The 24,065-nt window shown below is 67.5% G+C and carries 17 protein-coding genes; 6 read left to right on the forward strand and 11 right to left on the reverse strand.

All coding sequences use genetic code 11. From position 1 onward, the window contains the following. Positions 1-110: 110 nt before the first annotated feature. Positions 111-3,788 (forward strand): transcription-repair coupling factor, encoded by a 3,678-nt coding sequence (mfd, locus tag AC5RUU_RS03410; protein ID WP_493973808.1) that lies wholly within the window; start codon positions 111-113, stop codon positions 3,786-3,788. 6 nt (positions 3,789-3,794) lie between these two features. After that, positions 3,795-4,607 (forward strand): metal-dependent hydrolase, encoded by an 813-nt coding sequence (locus AC5RUU_RS03415; protein WP_493974017.1) that lies wholly within the window; start codon positions 3,795-3,797, stop codon positions 4,605-4,607. Between the two features lie 55 nt (positions 4,608-4,662). On the opposite strand, the gene AC5RUU_RS03420 is transcribed toward AC5RUU_RS03415, so the two are convergent. The 6 genes from AC5RUU_RS03420 to nirB all read right to left on the reverse strand — a co-directional run bounded on the left by AC5RUU_RS03420 (position 4,663) and on the right by nirB (position 11,738). Next, positions 4,663-4,923, reverse strand: coding sequence for a hypothetical protein (locus AC5RUU_RS03420; protein WP_493973809.1), 261 nt, complete (start codon positions 4,921-4,923; stop codon positions 4,663-4,665). Positions 4,924-4,978: 55 nt separating this feature from the next. After that, positions 4,979-5,695: a deoxyribose-phosphate aldolase gene (deoC, locus tag AC5RUU_RS03425; RefSeq protein ID WP_493973810.1), complete on the reverse strand. Its 717-nt coding sequence runs from the start codon at positions 5,693-5,695 to the stop codon at positions 4,979-4,981. 111 nt (positions 5,696-5,806) lie between these two features. After that, positions 5,807-6,667: an FAD-dependent oxidoreductase gene (locus AC5RUU_RS03430; RefSeq protein ID WP_493973811.1), complete on the reverse strand. Its 861-nt coding sequence runs from the start codon at positions 6,665-6,667 to the stop codon at positions 5,807-5,809. Positions 6,668-6,892: 225 nt separating this feature from the next. Then, positions 6,893-8,041, reverse strand: a complete 1,149-nt coding sequence (locus tag AC5RUU_RS03435; protein WP_493973812.1) for a uroporphyrinogen-III synthase — start codon at positions 8,039-8,041, stop codon at positions 6,893-6,895. Between the two features lie 14 nt (positions 8,042-8,055). After that, a complete protein-coding gene (gene cobA / locus AC5RUU_RS03440) occupies positions 8,056-9,090 on the reverse strand; it encodes a uroporphyrinogen-III C-methyltransferase (RefSeq protein ID WP_493973813.1) in 1,035 nt (344 codons plus the stop codon). A gap of 2 nt (positions 9,091-9,092) precedes the next feature. Then, positions 9,093-11,738, reverse strand: a complete 2,646-nt coding sequence (gene nirB / locus AC5RUU_RS03445) for a nitrite reductase large subunit NirB (protein WP_493973814.1) — start codon at positions 11,736-11,738, stop codon at positions 9,093-9,095. Positions 11,739-12,006: 268 nt separating this feature from the next. Between nirB and nirD the strand changes: the two genes are divergently transcribed. Further along, positions 12,007-12,393 (forward strand): nitrite reductase small subunit NirD, encoded by a 387-nt coding sequence (gene nirD / locus AC5RUU_RS03450; protein ID WP_493973815.1) that lies wholly within the window; start codon positions 12,007-12,009, stop codon positions 12,391-12,393. 59 nt (positions 12,394-12,452) lie between these two features. Here nirD and AC5RUU_RS03455 read toward each other — a convergent pair whose 3' ends face one another. Together AC5RUU_RS03455 and AC5RUU_RS03460 are read right to left on the reverse strand one after the other, a co-directional pair. Beyond that, positions 12,453-14,204, reverse strand: a complete 1,752-nt coding sequence (locus AC5RUU_RS03455) for a phospho-sugar mutase (RefSeq protein WP_493973816.1) — start codon at positions 14,202-14,204, stop codon at positions 12,453-12,455. Between the two features lie 91 nt (positions 14,205-14,295). Beyond that, positions 14,296-15,114, reverse strand: coding sequence for a purine-nucleoside phosphorylase (locus tag AC5RUU_RS03460; protein ID WP_493973817.1), 819 nt, complete (start codon positions 15,112-15,114; stop codon positions 14,296-14,298). A gap of 103 nt (positions 15,115-15,217) precedes the next feature. Between AC5RUU_RS03460 and AC5RUU_RS03465 the strand changes: the two genes are divergently transcribed. Together AC5RUU_RS03465 and AC5RUU_RS03470 are read left to right on the forward strand one after the other, a co-directional pair. Next, entirely contained in the window at positions 15,218-16,633 is a 1,416-nt protein-coding gene (locus AC5RUU_RS03465) for an NAD(P)H-quinone dehydrogenase (protein WP_493973818.1), read from the forward strand. 108 nt (positions 16,634-16,741) lie between these two features. Beyond that, on the forward strand, positions 16,742-16,927 hold the full coding sequence (locus AC5RUU_RS03470) for a PspC domain-containing protein (RefSeq protein ID WP_493973819.1): 186 nt from the start codon (positions 16,742-16,744) through the stop codon (positions 16,925-16,927). A gap of 61 nt (positions 16,928-16,988) precedes the next feature. On the opposite strand, the gene AC5RUU_RS03475 is transcribed toward AC5RUU_RS03470, so the two are convergent. The 3 genes from AC5RUU_RS03475 to AC5RUU_RS03485 are packed head-to-tail and all read right to left on the reverse strand — an operon-like array spanning position 16,989 to position 22,262. After that, positions 16,989-18,551: an FAD-dependent oxidoreductase gene (locus AC5RUU_RS03475; RefSeq protein WP_493973820.1), complete on the reverse strand. Its 1,563-nt coding sequence runs from the start codon at positions 18,549-18,551 to the stop codon at positions 16,989-16,991. Further along, on the reverse strand, positions 18,548-20,785 hold the full coding sequence (locus tag AC5RUU_RS03480; protein ID WP_493973821.1) for a molybdopterin oxidoreductase family protein: 2,238 nt from the start codon (positions 20,783-20,785) through the stop codon (positions 18,548-18,550). Before AC5RUU_RS03480 ends, AC5RUU_RS03475 begins: the two co-directional genes overlap by 4 nt. A gap of 1 nt (position 20,786) precedes the next feature. Beyond that, positions 20,787-22,262, reverse strand: a complete 1,476-nt coding sequence (locus AC5RUU_RS03485; RefSeq protein WP_493973822.1) for an MFS transporter — start codon at positions 22,260-22,262, stop codon at positions 20,787-20,789. A gap of 280 nt (positions 22,263-22,542) precedes the next feature. Here AC5RUU_RS03485 and AC5RUU_RS03490 point away from each other — a divergent pair, with 280 nt between their 5' ends. Beyond that, a complete protein-coding gene (locus tag AC5RUU_RS03490; RefSeq protein ID WP_493973823.1) occupies positions 22,543-23,955 on the forward strand; it encodes an MFS transporter in 1,413 nt (470 codons plus the stop codon). Positions 23,956-24,065 lie beyond the last annotated feature (110 nt).

A 24,065-nucleotide genomic window follows, 5' to 3' on the forward strand; every position in this document is an offset into this window, starting at 1 on the left:
GCCCGGGATGTCGCCGGTGCGGGGTAGGCTGGAGGTTACCCGGGATTCGCAGCGAATTTCGGGTTTTCGCGTTGCCCGCGATCCTCATGAACACCACAGGAGCTTCTGCCATGAGCCTTCCCGGCCCCGCCGCCGCCGGCCAGTCCACCGCAGGCCCGTCGCTGGATGGCCTGCGCCGCGTCCTCGCCGCGGACCAAACTTTCGCCCGTGTCCGGGCGGAGGCCGCAAGGGGATTCCCCGCCCGGGGCCAGGATTACCAGATCAGCGCCCCTGCGGGGCTGCGTCCGGTGCTGCTGGCGGAGATGGCTGACGGGCTGACCGCGTCATCCGACGGCGGGGACCCGGGTGTGGTGCTCGCCGTCACCGCCACCGGGCGGGAGGCAGAGGACCTGGCCGCGGCACTGCGCGCGTACCTGCCGGCCGGCGCCGTGGCGGAGTTCCCCAGCTGGGAGACCCTGCCCCACGAGCGCCTCTCGCCACGCTCGGACACGGTGGGACGGCGGCTGGCGGTCCTGCGCCGGCTGGCCCACCCGGAAAGTTCGACGGTGGGGCGGCTCCAGGTAGTGGTGGCTCCCGTCCGGGCAGTGGTCCAGCCCGTCGTTTCCGGGCTGGGCGACCTGGTGCCGGTCACCCTGAAGGTGGGCCAGGACATTCCGTTCACGGAAGTGGTGCGCAGCCTCGCCGATGCCGCCTACGCCCGCGTGGACATGGTGACGCACCGGGGCGAGTTCGCGGTCCGCGGCGGCATCATCGACGTCTTCCCGCCCACCGAGGACCACCCCGTCCGGGTGGAGTTCTTCGGCGACGAGGTGGACCAGATGCGCTGGTTCGCCGTGGCAGACCAGCGCTCGCTGTCCGCCCCCGGAATCCATCACCCCACGGAGCTGCACGCGCCGCCCTGCCGCGAAATCCTCATCACCCCGTCCGTGATGTCCCGCGCCGTCACGCTCAAGGCACAGCTTCCGGCCGCCGCTGACATGCTTGAGAAGATCGCCGGGGGCATCGCGGTGGAAGGCATGGAATCCCTGGCGCCGGTGCTGGTGGACTCCATGGTCCCGTTCGTGGAGCAGCTTCCCGCCGACTCCATTGCCGTGGTCATCGAACCCGAAAAGGTCCGTACCCGCGCCCACGATCTCGCAGCCACCAACGAGGAGTTCCTGGAGGCGGCCTGGTCCACGGCGTCCGACGGCGGGACGGCGCCTTTGGATCTCAGCTCCCAGGCGACGGCCGCACTGCATTCCGCAAGCTTCCGTTCGCTGGCCGATACCCGCACGTCCTCGCTTGAGCACGGGGTTTCGTGGTGGTCCATCACCTCGCTGGCCCAGGACGAGGAGTTGCTCCCGGAAATCGACGTCCTGAACCTGCACGCCCGGGAGCCCCGGGGCTACCAGGGCGACGTGGCGGAGATGATGGACTTCATTGGCTCCCACGTCCGGGACCAGTGGCGGATCGTGGTCGCCACCGAGGGACCGGGACCAGCCCAGCGCCTTGCCGAACTGTTCCACGACGCCGACATCCCCTGCGCCCGGGTGGACAGCCTGGACCACGAACCGCAGCCGGGCATTATTGAAGTGACTACTGCCGCCGTCGGCCGCGGTTTCGTGCTGGACGGACTGAAACTGGGACTGCTCACGGAAGCTGACCTGCTGGGCCGGACCTCCGCCGCGTCCACCAAGGACATGCGCCGGATGCCTTCCAAGCGGCGCAACGCCGTCGATCCCCTGCAGCTGGTGGCGGGGGACCACGTGGTCCACGAGCAGCACGGCATCGGCAGGTTCGTCGAACTGATCCAGCGCAAGGTGGCCGGCGGGGCCGACGGCGTGCGCGAATACCTGGTGCTGGAGTATGCGCCGTCCAAGCGCGGCGCGCCGGGGGACCGGCTGTTCGTGCCCACGGACCAGCTGGACCAGGTCACCCGCTATGTGGGCGGCGATACCCCTGTCCTGAGCAAGATGGGCGGCGCGGACTGGGCCAGCACCAAGTCCAAGGCCCGGAAGGCCGTCAAGGAGATCGCCGGCGAACTGATCCGGCTGTATTCGGCCCGGATGGCCTCCCGCGGGCATGCCTTCGGCCCGGACACACCGTGGCAGCGCGAACTGGAGGAAGCCTTCCCGTACGTGGAGACTCCCGACCAGCTGACCACCATCAACGAGGTCAAGGCGGACATGGAGCGGGAGATCCCGATGGACCGCCTGGTGTCCGGTGACGTGGGCTACGGCAAAACCGAGATTGCCGTGCGTGCTGCCTTCAAAGCCGTGCAGGACGGCAAGCAGGTCGCCGTGCTGGTACCCACCACGCTCCTGGCACAGCAGCACTACGAAACCTTCACCGAACGGTTTTCCGGCTTCCCCCTGCGGGTCAAGCCGCTCTCCCGATTCCAGGGTGCCAAAGAGGCGAAGGAAACGGCGGAGGGCGTCAAGAACGGCACGGTGGACGTGGTGATCGGCACGCACCGACTGCTGTCCAAGGACTTCGAGTTCAAGGACCTCGGCCTGGTGATCGTGGACGAGGAGCAGCGCTTCGGCGTGGAGCACAAGGAAGCGCTGAAGAAGATGCGCACCAACGTGGACGTGCTGGCCATGAGTGCCACCCCCATTCCCCGGACCCTGGAGATGTCCCTGACCGGCATCCGGGAAACCTCCACCCTGGCCACGCCGCCGGAGGAACGCCACCCCGTCCTGACTTATGTAGGCCCCTACACGGACAAGCAGACCTCAGCCGCGATACGCCGTGAGCTGATGCGCGAAGGCCAGGTGTTCCTGGTCCACAACCGGGTGTCCACCATCGAACGGACCGCGGCGAAAATCCGGGAACTGGTTCCGGAAGCCAGCGTGGAGGTGGCGCATGGCAAGATGTCCGAAAGCCGCCTGGAACAGATCATCGTGGACTTCTGGGAGCGGCGCTTTGATGTCCTGGTGTGCACCACCATCATTGAGACGGGCCTCGATATCTCCAACGCGAACACCCTCATTGTGGACGGCGCGGACAAATACGGCCTGTCCCAGCTCCACCAGCTCCGCGGGCGCGTGGGCCGCGGCCGCGAACGCGCCTATGCCTACTTCCTGTACCCGTCAGAGAAACCTCTCGGAGAGGTGGCGCTGGAACGCCTCAAGGCCGTGGCCGCCCACAATGAACTGGGCGCGGGCATGCAGCTGGCCATGAAGGACCTGGAAATCCGCGGCGCCGGCAACCTGCTGGGCGGCGAACAATCCGGCCATATCCAGGGCGTCGGCTTCGACCTCTACATCCGGCTGGTGGGGGAGGCCGTGGCGGACTTCCGCGGCGAGGCCGAGGAGAAGGCGGCGGAGATGAAGATCGAGCTGCCCGTCAATGCGCACCTGCCGCACGACTACGTTCCCGGCGAACGCCTGCGCCTCGAGGCCTACCGCAAACTGGCGGCAGCCCTCACCAACGAGGCGATCGACGAAGTCCACGCCGAACTGGTGGACCGCTACGGCGAACTTCCGCTGCCGGCACAGAACCTTGTGGCGGTGGCCCGGTTCCGGGTCGCTGCCCGCGAGGCAGGGCTTTCCGACATTGCCCTGCAGGGCAACTTCATCAAGTTCTCCCCGGCCCAGCTGCCCGAATCCAGGATCATGCGCCTGACCCGGATGTATCCGGGATCGCAGTCCAAGCCGGCACTGGACGCGGTGCTGATTCCCAAACCGAAGACGGCACGGATCGGTGGCCGGGATCTACAGGACGCGGAAATCCTGGAATGGGCGGACGGCGTTATCCGCAACATCTTCTCCGACCAGCCTGTTCCTGTCCCGTCGACGGGATCCTGACGGATGATGGGAGGACACCACGCCGCGTCTGGAGCTGCGGCGTGGGTAGCTGTCGCGTCCACCGGCCCCTACACGCTGGGCTGGTACCCGCTTGATCCCGCGGGCATCCTGATCGGCGGGCTTGCCACCGCGGGTACGGCCCTGGTCTGCGACTGGGACCACCGGTCCAGTACGGTGGCGCATTCCCTCCCGCCGCTGTCCAATGCGATTGCCAGGGGGATTGAGAACGCCAGCGGCGGGCACCGGCAGGGCACGCATTCAATCCTGGGTGCCGGGGTCTTCGTCCTCCTGGCCGGGCTGGCGTCCCAGTTCCAGGTGGAGACGCCCTGGGGGCTCCTGTCCGTGGGGGCCGGGCTGCTGTGCATGTTCCTGATCAACATCGCGGCCAAGGCCCTGAAGCTCTTTCCCAAGAGCGGGTTCCTGACCAACTGGGTCTTCGCACTGGCCATGGCCGGTGTGGTCACCGTGTACGCACCCGAACAGTGGACCTGGCTGCCCATGTCCATGCTCATCGGCGTCGTGGTGCACATCGTGGGTGACCTGGTCACCACCGGGGGAGTGCCTCTGCTGTGGCCGCTGGTGATCCGGCCCCCAAAAGTGCTGCGCAGGGTTCCGCTGCTGCGGAATGTGTGGCGGCCCAACGGGGCGCTGTCCTTGCCACTGCTGGGCCGGGCCGGTTCCAAGCGCGAGTGGCTGGTGCTGATTCCGGTGAGCGCTTACGCGATGGTGGGAATGACGGTGGCGGGGTGGTCCATCGCCCATGCCCAGTGGACGCGGGTGGCGGACGCCGCCGTGGCCTGGACCAGGCTCTGGCTTTAACGCGCGCAGGAAGGCCCCTCAGAGTCTCCGGGGGCCTTCCTGCTTGACGGAATTCCTAGTGCTCGCCTGCGGAGTCCGAGCGGCCCCAGATGGTCTGCGGGATCCAGAATGCCAGTGCAAACAGCACCAGGCAGACGGCCATCGGCCATGGGTTGCCGAGTGTGAGGAAGGACAGGGAGTAGATAGCGCCGAAGAACAGCGCCATGATGATCACGAACAGCACGACGCTGCCGGCGAGCTTGTTCTCATTCTGCGGGGTCCGGACAGTGCGCTGGTCCGATGAGTCCTGGCCGGACGCTGTAATCTTGCTGGACAATTTCGTTCCTCCTCGGCCCCGCGGGGCTCAATCTCTGGCGGCGTACGGCTTGCCGTCAGTAGGCGGATGAACCCTGTTCACCCTTGACGATGGCAATGCCGGAGCTGGCACCAATACGTGTTGCACCTGCAGCAATCATAGCCTGCGCGTCGGCCAGGGAACGCACGCCGCCGGAGGCCTTGACCCCCAGATCCGGGCCCACAGTCCGTCGCATGAGGGTGACATCCTCAACCGTGGCACCGCCACCGTTGAACCCTGTGGAGGTCTTCACGAAATCCGCGCCGGCTTCAACGGCTGCTTCGCAGGCCAGGACCTTCTGGGTGTCCGTGAGCAGGGCGGTTTCAATGATCACCTTCAGGACGGCCCCGCTGGCATGCACCGCCTCCGCCACCGCCGTGATGTCCTCGGTGAGCGCGCCTTTGTCTTCGGCACGGGCGGCGGCAATGTTGATCACCATGTCCACCTCGTCAGCGCCGTCGAGCACGGCGCCCCGGGCCTCGAACGTCTTCACGTCCGTGGGCGTGGCACCCAGCGGGAAGCCCACCACGGAGCAGGTGAGGACACCGGAGCCCTTCAAGGCATTCTTGACGGTCTTGATCCAAATGGGGTTGACGCACACGGACTTGAAGCCGTACTCGGCAGCCTCCGCGCAGACCTTCAGGACGTCGGCCTCGGAGGCCTCCGGCTTCAGCAGCGTGTGGTCGATGTAGGAAGCGATGCTGCCGGCATCAGCGGAAGCTGGCTGAACGGAAGGGGTGGCTTCGTTGCTCATGGTGGTCCTTTCCGGGGGCCTTGTGGGCCCCGGCACGTCCTGGAACTCGGTTCGGGAACCATCTTGTCACAGCCGGGGCAGGGGCCAGGGCCGCGGAACCGGTGCCGGTGATCAGGCTGCTTCCTGCAGGACCGGCCCGGCTGCGGCGGCCGTCAGAAGCTGCGTGGCGCAGGCCCCCGCAGCGGACGCTGCCGCCACCAGCAGACCCAATCGGACGCCGTCGAACGCTGCTGCGTCCCCGATTGCCCAGATGCCGGGGACGGACGTGCGGAAGTCCTGGCTGATGACAATCCCGCCGCTGGCTGCGGTCCGCAGGCCGGCGCTGGCGGCAAGGCCGTCCCGCGCCACCCGCTCTTCGGCCAGAACCACCAGGTCGCCGCTCATGCTGCTGCCGTCTTCGAAGACCACGGCGGAGGCGGCGAGCCCGGAAGCGGACCGTCCGGGAACGACGGCGGCCGGGCGGGCGGTGGTGCGGATGGGCCGAACGCCACGGGCACGCAGGACAGCTTCAGCCTGGCCGGCGGCAGCCCCGTTGCCCACAAGGATCCCCAGCGGGCGCCTGCCCAGCTCCCGGGTCACTTCGCCCACTGCCTCGGCGATGCGGGCGGCGTCGTCGATGGTGGAATAGCTCAGGCACTGCTCTGCCCCCTCTACGGGGTGGGCGACAGGTGCCGAACCCGTGGCGATCACCAGGTGGTCGTAGGCGAACTCCATGCCGTCAGCCGTGGCAACGGTCCGGTTCACGGCGTCAATGTGGCTGGCCGGCTGGCCGAACCGGACGGAGACCTGGGGGAGCAACGCAAGCTCGAGCAGTTCCTCCGGCGTGTCATCGCGGTTGCTGAGCACCGTGACGGTGCCGGTGAACCGGGCGCGGTCCAACTGCGAGACCAGGGCCTGCGCGGCGGGGCCGGCACCGGCAATGACGATGCGGGCGGCTGCCGGGGTGGATGGGGAGGGTGCCGGAGCGGACATGTGCTGGCCCTTTCGCTGGCGGCCGTTGAACGGCCGGAAGTTCGTGATGGAACCCAGCGTAGGGGGACGCTTTTACCGCTGTGTTTCCCGTCCGTTGCCATGAGGGAAGGGCCCGTTCGCCAGTTTTTACCGGCCGGTAACAGAACGCGTGACGCGGCTCTCATCCGGCCGGCAACGGACACATACCACCTGTCAGCGGCAGCGGCTGTGCGGTATTGCTGGACGCTAGACGCGGATCCGGTACCCCCGTTTGACGACGGTTTCCACCAGGCGTCCATCAGGCAGTGACGACCGCAGCCGGCTCACGGTCATGTCCAGCGCGTGCACGGATCCGCGCAGTTCCAGCAGCTCAGAGAGCGACTCCCGGGAAAGGACAGCACCGCCGGCGCCCAGCAGTGCCCGCAGGAGGAGCAGTGGTGCAGGTGCCAGTTCCACGAGTTGCCCGTCAATGCGAAGGCTCCGGCCCCGGAGTTCAATGTTGCCGGACCTGGTGTCCAGCCGGCGGACGTGGTTCAGGGCCAGGTGCTCGCAGACCAGCCGGATGAGCGCACCCATCCGGAAGCGTTCCGGGATCAGGGGGGTTACGCCGGCGTCCAGCAGCGGCTGGGCGGTCACGGGCCCCACCACTGCGGTGGTGACGTTGGTCTTCAAGCTGTCGATCAGCTGCTTGTAGACGCCCATCTCGTGGGCAGTGCTCCACAGCGCATCGACGGCGGGCGCGCTGGTGAAGGTGAGGACATCCAGGTTCCCGCTGCAGGCGGCCTCGATCAGGCGCGGAAGCCTGTCCTCGCCGTCGGGCTTGACCCAGCGGTAGGGCGTAACCGTCAGGACGGTGGCGCCGGACATGCGCAGGCGCTCCAGCTGTCGGACGTCGGTGTAACCATGCAGCTGCACGGCCACGGTCTTGCCGCGGACGCCTTCGGCGAGCAGCATGTCCACGAGCGTGGCCGTGGTTTCGTCACTGCTGATTCCGACGTCGGCAAGGCCGGCCGCGCGCACGGCGCCGCGGGCTTTGGGTCCACGGACGAACATCCGGCATGCGCCCAGCGTCTCCAAGAGTTCGTCCCCGATGCCGAAGGAGTCCGCAGCTTCGCACCAGCGGCGCATCCCGTACGCGGTGGTGGCGATGCACAGGTCCGGCTTCGCGGCGATGACGGCCCGGGTGTCCTCGATGAGGCGCATGTCCTCCTGCACGGGGGCGATCTTCAGTGCCGGAGCGTGCAGCACTTCGGCGCCGCGGCGTTCCAGGGCCTCGATGAGGTCCCGGGAGCGCCGGTGGGAGGTCACTCCAATGCGGAAACCCTCAAGCGGTGACTCTGCGGCGTCGGTTGCCTCTTCCGCGGGGGATGCTTCGGCCGGTGCTAGTGCAGTCATGGGGGTCAATCCTTTCACGAACCCAGCAGCGAGGCCGCCAGCCTGTCCAGGTCGGCGGCGGCCTCAGCATGCCCACGGTTGGCTTCCGCCACGCGAACCACCTCGCCAATGACCAGCACGGCCGGGTTGCTGCAGCCGGCAGCGGCCGAGGCAATGGTGCCCAGGTCCGCGATGGTGGTCCGCTGCCCGGGCCGGTAGCCGCGCTCAACGACGGCCATCGGCATGTCCGGGCGCATCCCGGCCTTGCGGAGGCCGGCCACCAGTTGGTGAAGCGTGCCGATGCCCATCAGGACGACTATGGTTCCGCCCAGGCCGGCCAGGTGCCGGTGTTCCTTTTCGGTGAGCGGCGCGTGCCCGGAGACCACTGTGAACATGTGGCTGACTTCGCGGTGTGTTACCGGGATGCCTGCTGCTGCCGGCACGGAGATGGCGCTGGTGACGCCGGAAACGACCTGGACCTTGACGCCGGCGGCCACGCAGGCGGCCACTTCTTCGCCGCCGCGGCCGAAGACGTACGGGTCGCCGCCCTTGAGCCGGACCACGTTGTTTCCGGCCAGGGCGCTCTCCACCATGAGCTTTTCGATGCCGGCCTGGCTTACCTTGTGGTGCCCGGGCTTCTTGCCCACGTCCACCAGTTCGGCGGAGGTCAGGGACGGCAGCTCCTGGTAGGGGGCCAGGCGGTCGTAGAACACCACATCCGCGTCCCGGAGCGCCTTGATGGCGGCGACGGTGAGGAGTTCGGTGGTGCCTGGTCCGCCGCCTACCAGGGTGACATGGCCCGGGGCGCCGGCTGCGGGTTCGGCGGCCACGGGAATTCCGGCTTCCCGGCAGCGGCCCAGAAGGGCGTCCCAGCCAGGCTGCCCGTCGTCCACTGCGGCCACGAGGAAGGGCCGCTCGGGAAGCGGGCCGTCATGTCCGGCGCCGTGCGGGGTGCTCAGGCGGTAGACGACGGCGCCCGCGGCCTCGTAGCGGCGGACCGCCTGCCGCGCTGCGGAGTCGGTGCCCGTGACCAGGACCTCGCGTCCGGTGAGGTCGATGCTGAGCTGCATGCCTATGCCTCGTTCCCGTTGCTGGAGCGGACGGCGATGGATGCGCCGAGGAGGACCGGCTGCTGGGCGGCTTGCGCCTTCTCCTCCGGGGTGGCGGGGCGCATCTGGCCGCGCTCATCCGGGACGAAGGTGATGGACTCGTCCTTCTGGTCCGGCGCATTCACGAAGGAGCGGAATCGGCGGAGGCGCTCGGGGTCCTTGAGGGTGTCGGCCCACTCGTCAATGTAGGTGTCCACGTGCTTGGCCATGGCGGCTTCGAGGTCCGCGGCGATGCCCAGGGTGTCATTGACCACCACGTCTTCCACGTGCTTGATGCCGCCGTCGAGCTCTTCCTGCCAGCGGGCTGTGCGCTGCAGGCGGTCCGCGGTGCGGATGTAGTACATGAAGTAACGGTCGATGTACTTGATCAGTGTTTCGTCGTCGAGGTCCTTGGCGAGCAGCTGGGCGTGCGCGGGGGTGGCTCCGCCGTTTCCGCCGACGTACAGGTTCCAGCCGTCCGCCGTGGCGATCACACCCACGTCCTTGCCGCGGGCCTCTGCACACTCGCGGGCGCAGCCGGAGACGCCCATCTTGAGCTTATGGGGGCTGCGCAAACCGCGGTAGCGCAGTTCCAGCTTGATGGCCATGGCCACCGAGTCCTGGACGCCGAACCGGCACCAGGTGGAACCGACGCAGGATTTCACCGTGCGCAGGCTCTTGCCGTACGCCTGGCCGGATTCGAAGCCGGCGTCCACCAGTTCCTTCCAGATTTCGGGGAGCTGCTCCAGCCGGGCACCGAACATGTCGATCCGCTGGCCGCCGGTGATCTTCGTGTACAGGTTGTACTTCTCCGCCACCGCCGCGATGACGCCGAGCTTCTTGGGCGTGATCTCGCCGCCGGCGATCCGCGGCACCACCGAGTAGGTGCCGTCCTTCTGCATGTTGGCCAGGGCACGGTCGTTGGTGTCCTGGAGGGTCCCGCGGCCGGCGTCCAGGACGTAGGCGCTGTTCTGGCTGGCCAGGATATTGGCGATGGTGGGCTTGCAGATGTCGCAGCCCGCGCCCGTGCCGTACTTGGCCATGATCTCTTCGAAGGAGGTCAGTTCCAGGACGCGGATGGCGTCGAACAGCTCCTGGCGGGACAGCTCGATGTGCTCGCAGAGGGCCTTGGACACCTCGACGCCGGACTTGGTCAGTTCGGTTTCGAGCAGCTTCTTCAGCATCGGAACGCAGGAACCGCACTGGGTACCGGCGCGGGTGCAGCCCTTCAGCTCACCGAGTTCCTGGACGGGGGCGTTGCCCTCACAGGCGCCGCAGCCGTTTATGGCGTCGCGGATGCTGCCGGCGGTGACGTTGTTGCAGGAGCAGAGGGTGGCGTCGTCGGGCAGTTCCGTTTCGGGCGCGTCGCCGCCGCCGGCCGCGCTGAGGAACGCGCCGGGCTCGGCGGGAAGTTCACGGCCCAGCAGCGGACGCAGGCTCATGTACGGTGAGGCGTCGCCGACGAAGATGCCGCCCAGCAGGGTCTTGGCATCGTCGGTGGTGACGATCTTCTGGTAAACGCCGCGGGCAGGGTCGGCATAGACAATCTCGAGGGCGTGCTCCGTCTTGGCGAACGCGTCACCGAAGCTGGCCACGTCCACACCGGAGAGCTTCAGCTTGGTGGCGGTGTCGAAACCGGGGAAGGTGGCATCTCCACCGTGAAGCCGGTCGGCCACGATCTCTGCCATGGTGTTCGCGGGAGCCACCAGGCCCAAGCACATCCCGCCGAAGTTGGCCACCTCGCCGATGGCCCAGATGCCCGGCACTTCGGTGGCGCAGTAGTCGTTGATGACCACGCCGCCGCGGGGACCCAGGCTGAATACCTGTTCTTCGCCCTCGCCGGCGCGGAAGAGTTCATCGCGGGGCCGGACGCCGATGGCGACGATGACCATGTCCGCATCGATGACACGGCCGTCAGCCATAAGGACGCCGGTGACCTGTCCGTCGTCGTCGGACAGGACTTCCGACGGGAAAACGCCGCCGTGGACTTCGAAGCCCTTGGCTTTGATGAGCCGGCCCATTGCCTGGCCCGCACCTTCGTCGAGCTGGGTTGCCATCAGCCACTGCGATCCGTCGATGACTATGGGATTGGCGCCGAGCTGTTCCGTGCCGGCGGCCGATTCGAGCCCGAGCAGGCCGCCGCCGATGGTGACGGCGTTAACCTTCCGGCCGAGCTTTTCGGTGAGTTCGGTGATGGCCTTGTTAATGGTCCAGACGTCTTCGAGCGTGCGGTAGACGTGGGTAAGCTCATTGCCGGGGATGGGCAGGCGTGCGGCATTCGAGCCGGTGGCCACCACCAGTTCGTCGTACGGGTAGCTGTTGCCGGTGGATGTCTCCACGGTCTTCGCGCCGGGGTTGATCTTCACAACGCGCTCGCCGGTCTTCAGCTCCAGGGCAGGGTGGTCCCACATCGACGCCGATCCCAGGGTCAGGTCAACGCCGGTGTCCGTCAGGGCCTTGGAGAGTGCGACGCGGTCGTAGGGAAGGTGCGCTTCTTCAGTGAGGACCGTGACATGCCAGCCATCGAGGCCACGGGCATGCATCGCGTCCGCAAAACGGTGGGCCGCGGGGCCGCCGCCGGCGACGACGATGCGGCGCGGAGTCTCGGTGTTTGAAGTCTGTTCGGTCACTGTGGGCCTTTCGCATGGGCCGCAGGCGGTGCTCCGCGACCTTCTCTGACGAGTGTCCATCCAGACTAGGTAGAGGCAGTTTCGCTTCAGTTTCCCAATTGTTTCGCCAACTTAACTTCTGCATCACGAACGCATTTCCGGCCGGGTTAGGTGTCTTTTACGCGCCGGACACATTTGCTGCACCCCGACGAAACACCCCGCGCCTAGCGTGGAACCCGGCCGCACAGGCAGCCACAACCGACAACAAGCACAGGGAAAGGAGCCGGACATGACGGCAACACTGGAACTTGGGGCACTCGACACCGGAACCGCCCAGGCCGAAGCGGCCACTGCTGCCGGGTGGCACCGCGTCTGCCCTCTTGAGGACCTGGAACTCTCCTGGGGCGAGGCGGCCCTCGTTGCCGGCCGCCAGGTGGCCCTCTTCCGCACCGGACCTGGTGAGGTCTACGCGGTGGCCCACGAGGACCCGGCCACCGGCGCACACGTCATGGCAAGGGGAATCATTGGCTCCCGGGGTGCCCGCCCCACCATTGCCTCACCCCTGCACAAAGAGGTTTATGACCTGGAAACCGGGGAATGCTTCAGCACCCCCGGCCTGAAGCTGGCAGCGTTCAGCAGCAGGATCGTGGACGGCTTCGTTGAAGTGGAGCTGTGACTAGGGCCAACACCCACCACCCAGGAACAGGGGCGCCCGGCAGGCGCCCCTTTCGGGGTTTAAAGCCCCAGCGCCTCGCTGACGTCGCGGAGCACCGCATCCAGTGACGCCCGTGCCGCTTGCCGGGCGGCGGGCAGTTCCGCAGCCGAGGCCGCGTGGTGGATGACTTCCAGGTAGCACTTGAGCTTGGGCTCGGTGCCGCTGGGCCGGATGATTACGCGGGTCAGGTCCCGCGTCACGTACAGCAGCCCGTCGGTCGGCGGCAGCTGGTCCGTGCCCTCGGCCAGGTCCGTGAAGGCCTCCACCGCGGATGAGCCAAAGGATTCCGGCGGCGACACCCTGAGCCGGTTCATCATGGCGTCCAGCAGCCCCAGGTCCGCCACCCTGATGCTGAGCTGGTCGCTGGCGTGCAGGCCATGCTTCAGATACAGCTCGTCCAGCGTGTCGAAAATGGTTCTCCCGTCCGCCTTTGCCGCCGCCGCAAGCTCTGCAATGAGGACGGCTGCGGAAATGCCGTCCTTGTCCTTCACGAGGTCCGGTGCCACGCAGTAGCCGAGGGCCTCCTCGTAGCCGTAGACCAGCCCGGGCACCCGGGAGATCCATTTGAATCCGGTGAGGGTCTCCTCATGGGCGTAGCCGGCGGCCGTGGCAATCCTGGCCAGCAGCCGCGAGGACACGATCGAATTGGCGAAAACTCCGGAAGGGCCCGCTGCTTCGCCGTCCGGAGCGCCGGCAGCCAGCCGGGCCGCCACGTGTGCACCCAGCAGCGCTCCCACTTCGTCGCCCCGCAGCATCCGCCAGGTGCCGGTGTCCGGGTCCTTGGCGGCAACCGCGGCCCGGTCCGCGTCGGGATCGTTGGCGATCACAATGTCGGCATCCAGGCGTTCGGCCGTTTCCAGGGCGAGGTCCAGGGCTCCCGGCTCTTCCGGGTTGGGGAAACTGACGGTGGGGAAGCCGGGGTCCGGCTCTGCCTGTTCCGCCACCAGCGTGACGTCAGAGAAACCGGCGGCGTTCAGTACGGCCACCGCTGTCCCGCCCCCCACGCCGTGCATGGGGGTAAGGACGACGCGCAGGTCCCGCGCTGGAAAGTGGTCCCGCAGGGCGAGTGCGGCCGTGGCACGCTGGTAGTCCCCGGCGATTGACCCGTCCAGGGCCGTCCAGCCCGCCGGTGCCAGCGTGATGGATTCGAGGGATCCCACGGCGCTGATCCGGGCCGCAATTTCGGCGTCGTAGGGGGCCACGATCTGGGCGCCGTTGCCGCTGTCCGGGACGGCGTGGCGGCCCAGGTAGACCTTGTAGCCGTTGTCCTGCGGAGGGTTGTGGCTGGCAGTGACCATCACGCCGCCGTCGCACTCCAATGCCCGTACGGCGTAGGCCAGCAGGGGAGTGGGCAGCGCCGCCGGCATCAGGAAGGTCTGGATCCCGGCGGCGGTGAAGATGGCGGCGGTCTCGGCGGCAAAGACATCCGAGTTGTAGCGGGCGTCATAGCCGACGACGGCGCGGGGCCGCGTTCCCGGAGCTGCCTTGCCGACCGCGTCGGCCAGGAATGCCGCCAATCCTGCGGCTGCGCGCCGCACCACCACACGGTTCATCCGGTTGGGGCCGGGGCCAAGCGCTGCACGCAGCCCGGCAGTGCCGAACTGCAGGGTGCCGCGGAAGCTGTCTTCGAGTTCCTGCCGGGCGGCGGGGTCACCGGTCTCGACCGACCTGACGAGCTCACGGAGGGACGCCGACGTCGCGGGATCCGGGTCTTGGGAAGCCCAGGCGCGGGCTTCGTCGAGCAGGCGGAAATCGGCATCGGAGGACGTCATGGGCATAACGCTATCGTCATTGCTCCTTGAGTCGACGCAAGGCAGGGTCAGTTGAACCCTGCAGAGCGCGCCGCAGTTGACCCGGCGATTTTCAGAGTTTGGCGATGATGTCCGCGAGGAGCCGGCTGATCCGCGGGCCTGCTGCCTGTCCGGATTCGATGACTTCCTGGTGGCTGAGCGGCTGCGGGCTGATGCCGGCCGCGAGGTTGGTGACCAGGGAAATGCCGAACACCTCCATGCCGGCGTGCCGCCCCGCGATGGCCTCCAGCGCCGTCGACATGCCCACCAGGTCCGCACCGATCCGCTTGGCGTACTGAACCTCTGCCGGGGTCTCGTAATGCGGCCCCGTGAACTGCGCGTACACCCCCTCGTCGAGGGACGGGTCCACTTCGCGGGCCAGGCCGCGGATCCGGGACGAGTAAAGATCTGTCAGGTCCACGAAGGTGGCACCCTCCAGCGGGGATGCCGCGGTGAGGTTGATGTGATCTTTGATGAGTACCGGCGTGCCGGGAGCCCAGTCCTCGTTGAGCCCGCCGCAGCCGTTGGTGAGGACAAGCGTGCTGCACCCGGCCGCGGCGGCGGTGCGGATGCCGTGCACAACGGCGCGCACCCCCTTGCCCTCGTAATAGTGCGTCCTGGCGCCCAGGACCAGGGCACGTTTGCCGTCCCCGGCCAGCACCGAACGGATGGTGCCCACATGCCCTTCCACCGCCGGGGCGTGGAAGCCGGGTACTTCCTCGGCGGAAAGGGTGGCGGTGGTTTCGCCGATCAGGTCCGCTGCAGCACCCCAGCCGGAGCCGAGCACCAGCGCGACGTCGTGGCGGTCCACGCCTGTTTCTTCGGCGATGTAATCGGCAGCGGCACGGGCTGCGGCGAAGGGATCCGTGGTCAGGAAGTCTGTTGTACTCACCAGAACAAGTTATCCTGCCGCTCCTGTTGCGCCCACCACAGGAGGCCGCGGCAAGGCGCTGGTTTCTTGGTGCTGCGGCGGTGATGGGCGAGAATGATTGATTGTGACTACGCATCCAGATTTCAGTTCGCCCCGGATCGCAATCCTGGGAGGTGGTCCTGGCGGATACGAGGCCGCCATGGTGGCCGCCTCGCTGGGGGCGCAGGTCACCATCGTCGAACGCGCCGGCCTGGGCGGATCCGCGGTGCTCACGGACGTTGTGCCATCCAAGACCCTGATCGCCACCGCGGATTTGATGACCCGCGTTGCCGAGGCGGGGGAGCTGGGAGTGAAGTTCGACGTCGACGGCGGCGACTTCGTGCCGGTGATGCGCGCGGACCTGAAGCACATCAACGACCGCCTGCTCAACCTGGCCCGCAGCCAGTCAAAGGACATCCACGACGGCCTCGAAAGCCAGGGCGTGCGCATCCTCACCGGTTCCGGCCGGCTGCTGGACAACCACACCATCGAGGTCCTCACGGCGGACGGCACGGAGATCGTGGAGGCGGACACCATCCTGCTGGCCGTCGGCGCACATCCGCGCGAACTGCCCACGGCACGGCCCGACGGCGAACGCATCCTCAACTGGACGCAGATCTACAACCTGGATGAGCTGCCCGAGGATTTGATCGTGGTTGGTTCCGGTGTCACCGGTGCCGAATTTGCGTCGGCCTACAACGGCCTCGGTTCAAGGGTCACGCTCGTGTCCAGCCGGGACCGCGTCCTGCCCGGGTCCGACGTGGACGCGGCCGTGGTCCTGGAGGAAGTGTTCGAACGCCGCGGCGTCCGGGTGCTGTCCCGTTCCCGTGCGGAATCCGTGGAACGCACGGAGGACGGTGTGGTGGTCACCCTCAGCGACGGCACCAAGGTCACCGGCAGCCACTGCCTGCTGTGCCTGGGCTCGATTCCCAACACCGCGGGGATCGGGCTGGAGGAAGCGGGCGTGGCGCTCGGCGACAGCGGGCATATCAAGGTCGACGGCGTCTCCCGGACCAGCGCGCCCAACATTTATGCCGCCGGCGACTGCACCGGAGTCCTGCCGCTGGCCTCCGTCGCGGCGATGCAGGGCCGCATCGCGGTGGCCCACTTCATGGGTGACGTGGTGACCCCCCTCAAGCTGCACCAGGTGGCCTCCAACATCTTCACGTCCCCCGAAATCGCCAATGTGGGGGTCTCGGAAGCGGACATCGATTCCGGAAAGTACCAGGGCGACGTCGTGAAACTCTCGTTGCGCAGCAATGCGCGTGCCAAGATGCGCAACGCCAGGGACGGGTTCGTGAAAATCTTCGCCCGGAAGGGTTCCGGCACGGTGATCGGCGGCGTCGTGGTGGGCCCCAACGCCTCGGAGCTGATCTTCCCCATCTCCATCGCCGTGAAGCAGAAGCTGCACGTGGACGATGTGGCCAGCACGTTCACGGTCTACCCGTCGCTGACCGGATCCATTTCAGAGGCGGCACGCCGCCTGCACGTGCATTTGTAGCAGCGCGCCGGCAGGGGAACGGGAAAGTCTGGACCCTGCCGCTGCTGCCTGCGTAGACTCCTCCAAGGACCCTGCACCAGCCACCCACGCAAGGAGAAGTGACAGGCCATGTCAACAGCCCTGGTTCGGCCCCGCCGCGGCAGAATGATAGGTGGCGTCTGCGCCGCGCTCTCGGCCCGGTTTGGACTCCCGAAGTTCCTGGTGCGGCTGGGATTCGTAATCTTTGGCCTGGTGGGGATCGGCGAGCTGGTCTACATCGCGCTGTGGATCATTATTCCCAAAGAGCCGGTTTAAGGAGGACAGAAGCCGGTTTGGCCCCGGACACGCGCGGGGCCAAACCCGGCCGGATCAGCGCTCAGGCGGCGGAGACCGCCTGGAAATGTTTTTCGATGAGCCCCTTGATGTCTTCGTGGCATCCGCCGCAGCCGGTTCCGGCGCGGGTGGCCTTGGAGACTTCGGCAACCGTGGAGCAGCCCTCCGCGACGGCATCCTGGATGACAGCACCGGTGACGCCGGCGCAGCGGCATACGGTGCCTGCGGGATCGGCCGCCCCGGCGCCGGGCAGCTGGTCCGGCCCGTCAAGGCGCAACAGCAGCGACCTGTCTGCCGGCAGCTCGGCAGAACGCTCAAACAGGCCAACCAGTTCGGCGGCGGTGCGGGGCATGCCCACAGCCACCAGCCCTTCCAGCACTCCTCCCCGGGTGGTCATCTTCACGTAGCGGCCGTGCTCCGGATCCGCCCACTGGGCAACCTGGAGTTGCGGGCGCCCGTTCACGGCACCGGCGGCGAGGGCTTCTTCGTCCCAGGGATCGGCGCTGTTCTCGCCTGCAACGGCCAGGTTCATGCCGCGCGCCTTGAGGACAATCACAGCGGGCTGCTCAGCCGGCAGTTCCGGCAGCAATTCGGCATCATCCGCCGTGCCGGCGGCGAGCAGGGCCAGGTACTCTGCCAGCCATTCGGCCTGCCGCCAGCCGGGACCCACCAGGCCGGACGGACCCTTGGCGTTGCGGCAGGCCGCGCAGTCCGGGTCCGGGCAGCGGACCTCCGCGCAATCGCCAATGGCGAAGATGTGCGGTTCATGGTGCGCCCGGAGCCGGTGGTCGACGAGTATCCCTGCAGCGGTGGAGAGCCCGCAGCCTTCGGCCAGCTCGGTGCGGGGACGGACGCCGCACGAGATGACCAGGAGGTCCCCGTCAATCGCCGAACCGTCATCGAGCAGCAGCGCCGAGAAACCGCCGTCGGGAGCGTTGTGCTCAACCCCGGTGGAGCGTGCGTTTCCGGCCATCCGCACACCGCACCGGCGCAGCCCTGCCGCCAGAACGGCGCCGCCGCCCCGGTCGATGTTGCGGCCCAGCGGGTGCGGGCCGTTATGGACCACCGTGACGGTGGCTCCCTCCTCGGCCGCGGCGAGGGCCGTCTCCAGGCCCAGGACGCCGCCGCCCAGGACCACCACGCGCTTGCCGCCGTCCACGGCCTGCCGGAGCACTCCAGCGTCCCGAAGGTCACGCAGGGCCGTCACGCCCGCCGGAAGGACAGGGGAAGTGGGGTCCGGGTTGATACCCGTCAGGTTGGGGATGACCGGACGGGAACCGGTGGCGAAGACCAGCCGGTCGTAGTGGACCGCGGCGCCGCCGGACAGCAGGACCTGCTGCCGGGCGCGGTCCACGCGCCGGACGCGGACACCCAGGCGGACGTCCACCCCTTCACCCACGAGGGCGGCGGCGTCGGACAGGGCCAGGGCCTCGGCGGTGGTGCGTCCCACCCCGAGGTCGGCCACCAGGACGCGGTTGTACGCGGCTTCAGGTTCCTCGCCCACCACAGTCAGCTGAACGTGCCCGGCGCGCACGGCGGGAAGGAGCTCGTCAACCAGCCGGGCCGCCACCGGGCCAAATCCAACAATGACTATCTGCTCGCTCATGAGGCCTCCGATGTTTGAAGCACTTTGTTGGAAAGGGGCGCGGCCACAGCCCGCACCCAAACCTTGTTGAACTTGAACTCCGGCATCCCGGACGTGGGGTCCGTGGCGGCTTCCGTCAGGCGGTTGGCGCTCCCAAGCCCCGGGAAGTGGAAGGGCAGGAAGACGGTATCGGGCCGGATGGCCGTGCTGAGTTCGGCCTTGCACTCCACCTCGCCGCGTTCATTGGCCACGGACACCAGGGATCCGGCAGTGATGCCCATGGCTTCGGCAGCCGCCGGGTGGATTTGCACCTTGGCCTCCGGCTGGGACGCCAGCAGCTCGGACACGCGCCGCGTCTGGGCACCGGACTGGTAGTGCTCCAGGAGCCGGCCGGTGATGAGCGTCATGGTTTTGGCGGCCGGGTCGGGGCTGGCGGCGGGAGTACGACGGCGGCGCGGCGTCACCGGGGTCATCACGGCTTTGCCGTCCGGGTGGGCGAAGCCGTCCCGGAACAGCCTCGGCGTGCCGGTGCTGCCGGCCGGGTAGGGCCAGTAGGCGGCCTCGCCCCGGTCAAGCATGGCGTAGTTGATGCCGGAGTAGTCGGCAAGGCCCCCTGCGGAGGCAAGGCGAAGTTCCTCGAAGACCGTCTCCGGGTCCTCGCTGTACGTGGAGGGTGCCTCCAGCCGTTCAGCCAGCTGCGCCATGATCCACAGTTCGCTGCGGGCACCGGCCGGCGGAGCCAGCGCGCGGCGGCGGCGGAGGACACGCCCTTCGAGGTTGGTCAGGGTTCCTTCCTCCTCGGCCCATTGGAGCACCGGCAGGATAAGGTCCGCCTCGGCGGCTGTCTCGGACATGAAGAAATCGCAGACCACCAGGAAGTCCAGGCTTCGCAGACCGGCCGTCACGGCGTTCGCATCGGGGGAGGCGACCACGACGTTGGAGGCATGGACGAAAAGGCACCGGACGCCGTCGGGCTGTCCCAGCGATTTCAACAGCTGGACGGCGGGAAGTCCGGGACCGGGAATGGCTTCCTCCGGAACGCCCCATACCCGGGCCATGTGGGCACGGGCCGCGGGATCGGTGATCTTGCGGTAGCCGGGCAGCTGGTCGGCCTTCTGGCCGTGTTCGCGGCCGCCCTGGCCGTTGCCTTGGCCGGTGAGCGTGCCGTAGCCGCTGCGTGCTGAGCCCGGCAGGCCCAGCAGGAGGCTGAGGTTGATGGCAGCGGTGGCGGTGTCCGTGCCGTCCGTGTGCTGTTCCACGCCGCGGCCGGTGAGGACGTAGCTGCCTCCCTGGCGTGCTCCGGCGGCGAGCCGGCGCGCGGTTTCCCGAATGAGGTCGGCGGGGACGCCGGTGAGGGACTGGACGCGTTCGGGCCAGAAGGAATTGACGGTCCTGACTACGGCGCTGTAGCCAGAGGTGCGCTCTTCGATGAAGTCGGTGTCCACGAGGCCTTCGTGGATGACAACGTGGGAAATACCCAGCAGGAGCGGAAGGTCGGTGCCCGGCAGGGGCTGGAGGTGGATGCCGCCACCATCGGCCGTGAAGGCGGCCGTGGCTGAGCGGCGCGGATCCACCACAATCAGCCCGCCGGCGTCGCGCGCTCCCTTGAGGTGCTGGACGAAGGGCGGCATCGTCTCGGCCACGTTGGAGCCGAGCATCAGGATGGTGCTGGCGGTGTCCAGTGCTTCCAGCGGGAACGGCAGGCCGCGGTCCACACCAAAGGCGCGCATTCCCGCAGCGGCTGCGGAGGACATGCAAAAGCGGCCGTTGTAGTCGATGCGTGACGTGCCCAAGGCAAGGCGGGCGAATTTGCCCAGCATGTACGCCTTTTCGTTGGTGAGCCCGCCGCCGCCGAACACGCCGACGGCGTCAGCACCGTGGCGTGCGCGGGTGTCCCTGACGGCGGACGCGGCAAGGTCCAGGGCCTGGTCCCAGCTGATGGGACGGTGCACGCCGTCGAGACCTTTGAGGAGGGGCTCGGTAATCCTGCCCGGGTGGTTCAGGAGCGTCGCCGATGTCCAGCCCTTGCGGCAAAGGCCGCCCCGGTTGGTGGGGAAATCGCGTCCGCTGACCTCGAGGGAGGGCCCGGTGGGTGCCGCGGCAGGGGTTGCCGGGACGGGGTGCTGCAGGGTGGGCAGGAGCGGCACGGGGACTGGCCCCGGCTGGGGAGCCGGGGCCAGTTCCGCTGGAGACGTGAGCGTCATGGCGCACTGCAGGGCGCAGTAGGGGCAGTGCGTGTCGGCGCTTTTGGTCATGTTAGACGTGTCCCATCGCATTTCGGTTGGCGTTGCGGATGTAGCAGAACCAGCAGACCGCCAGCATCAGGGCGTAAGCAGCCACGAAGCCGTAGAACGCCGGGGTGTAGGAACCGCTGGCCGTGTTGGAGGCGTTCAGCACCTGCGGGATAACGAATCCGCCGTAGGCGCCGATTGCGGAGATCAGGCCGAGGGCCGCGGAAGCCAGGCGTTGGGTGGCCACCGAGTTCGCCCCCGATTTTGCTGCCCTGCTGGAGGTGGCGAAGATGACGGGGATCATCCGGTAGGTGGCGCCGTTTCCGAAGCCGCTGGCCGTGAAGAGCATCAGGAACAGGGCCAGGAAGAGCCAGAAGTTCTTCAGCGGCAGGGTCCAGATCATGGTCAGGGTGATGACGGCCATCGAGGCAAAGGCGGTGACGGTCATCCGGGCGCCGCCCATGCGGTCGGCCATCCGCCCGCCGTAGGGGCGGGCCAGGGAGCCCACCAGGGGGCCGAGGAAGGACAGCGACAGGGCGACGGTTCCGACCCCGATGGAGGAAAACTCCGGGAAGTAGTCCTTGATGAGCTTGGGGAACACGCCGGCAAAGCCGATGAAGGAGCCGAAGGTGCCGATGTACAGCAGCGCCATGATCCACAGGTGCGGTTCCTTGAGCGCCGCGATTGAGCCTGCCACGTCGCCCTTGGCGCTGGTGAGGTTGTCCATGTACTTCCAGGCGCCGAAGGCAGCGAGCAGGATGAACGGGACCCACATCCAGCCCGCGAGGGGCAGGTTGACGGTGCCGGCGGCCAGGATGGTGATGGCGATGGGCACGGCGAGCTGTGCGACGGCGGCGCCGACGTTTCCGCCCGCGGCGTTCAGTCCCAGCGCCCAGCCCTTTTCACGGGCCGGGTAGAAGAAGGTGATGTTTGCCATGGAGCTGGCGAAGTTGCCGCCGCCGAAACCGGCCAGCGCCGCGATTAGCAGCATCACGCCGAACGGCGTCTCGGGGTTGGAGACGCACAACGCCAGGCCGATGGAGGGGATCAGGAGAAGCAGGGCGGAGACAATAGTCCAGTTTCGGCCGCCGAAGCGGGGAACCATGAACGTGTAGGGGATGCGGAGCGTGGCGCCCACCAGGCTGGGCATTGAGATGAGCCAGAAGATTTCGGAGGTGGAGAACGTGAAGCCTGCGGCGGGGAGCTGGACCACCACGATGGACCACAGCTGCCACACGACGAAGCCGAGGAACTCGGCGAAGATGGACCAGTTCAGGTTGCGGCGGGCGATGGAGCGGCCGGCGGATTCCCACTGCTCCTTGTTCTCGGCATCCCAGTTGGCAATCCAGCGGCCGGGGCGGAACTCAAGGGCGGGAGCGTCAGCGGTGCGGGTAGTGCCGGGCTGTGCGCTGGCGGATGCGGCAACGGCTGCTGGCTCTTTTGCATCGTCAAGGTCCAGGGTATTGCCGGTGCCGGCATCAGCGGTGCGGTCGACAGTCACGGGTTACCTCCTTCGGGGGAAATGTTGTTCCTCCAAGGTAGGTACGGCGCGTTTCGCGGACCGACGCCGGATGTTAACGCGCTGTGACATTTGCCTATCGGCGCGCGGCCGCCGTCGTTAGGCCGCCGCGGCGCACCGGAAAATGAGACGGATGGCACAGGTCCATACTGTGGACCTTTCGTCCATTGACTGGACTGATGGAACTAATATTGAACTCTAACTATTTCGAGCCGGGGGCTATCCGTGCCTCCGGCCGGTTCTCACGAAAGCGCTTACTCCTATGTCTTCCACCGATACGTCCACGGTGCCGGGTCCGCCCCAGCCGGTGAACTCGCGCGGCCGCGTGATCGTCGCCAGCCTGATCGGCACCACGGTTGAGTTCTACGACTTCTACGTCTACGCCACCGCCGCGGTGCTCGTGTTCCCGCAACTGTTCTTCCCCAGCGCCAACGAGACCACGCAGCTCCTGAGCTCCTTCGCGGTGTTCGGCGTCGCGTTTATCGCCCGGCCGCTGGGTTCAATCGTCTTCGGGCACTTCGGCGACAAGTTCGGCCGCAAGGGCACCCTGGTTGCGTCCCTGCTCACCATGGGTATCGCCACCTTCCTGATCGGCTGCCTGCCCACGGCGATGGTACCGGGCTGGGAATTCTGGGCTCCGGCCCTGCTGGTGGTCATGCGGTTCGCGCAGGGACTGGCCCTGGGCGGCGAATGGAGCGGTGCCGCCCTGCTGGCCACCGAGAACGCACCGGCCAACAAGCGCGCCATCTACGGAACCTTCCCGCAGCTGGGGGCGCCGATCGGGTTCATCATCGCGAACGTCATCTTCCTGGTGTTCAGCTATGCACTGTCCCCGGCTGACTTCATGGCGTGGGGCTGGCGTGTACCGTTCCTGCTCAGCGCCGTCATGGTGATCATCGGCCTTTACGTCCGCCTCAAGCTGATCGAGACCCCCGCCTTCACCAAGGTGATCGAGTCCAACGAGGTAGCCAAGCTGCCCCTGGGCCGCGTATTCAAGACCAGCTGGCGCCAGCTGATCCTGGGCACGTTCATCATGCTTGCCACCTACGTGCTCTTCTACCTGATGACCACCTTCACCCTGACGTACGGCACCCGGCCGTCCAGCCTTGAGGCTGCCCGTGCGGCCGCCGAAAAAGCCGGTAAACCGATGTCTGAAGCGGCAGCCGCTGCGTTCGTTCCCGGCCTGGGCTACACCCGTAACGACTTCCTGTGGATGCTGATCGCCGGCGTCGTGTTCTTCGGCATCTTCACCCTGGTCTCCGGACCGCTGGCGGAGAAGTACGGCCGCCGCAAAATGCTCATTACCGTCACCGCAGGCATCTTTGCCTTCGGCCTGCTGTTCGTTCCGCTCTTCGGCGGCGGGTTTGTCGGCACCATGGCGCTGCTGGTCATCGGCTTCTCCCTGATGGGCCTCACATTCGGCCCCATGGGTGCGCTGCTGCCCGAGCTGTTCCCCACCAACGTCCGCTACACAGGTTCAGCCGTCAGCTACAACTTCTCCAGCATCCTCGGTGCAGCGGTGGCCCCGTTCATCGCCGTCGCCCTGTGGGAAGCCGCGGACGGCAGCCCCGTGCTGGTAGGTGTGTACCTGACCGCGATGGCGGTGCTCACCCTGATCGCACTGTTCGTGAGCAAGGAAACCCGCGACGTGGATTACGAGAACAACGTGGCCTGATCAGTCCGTGCGTTTCAGCCCGGTTGCTGGCTGAGGTGCCCGGCATGATCCTGCAACTGCGGGAGCATGCCGGGCATTTTTCTGTTCCGCATGCGGAGCAACTGGCTAGG

This window comes from Arthrobacter sp. K4-10C, assembly GCF_059090085.1.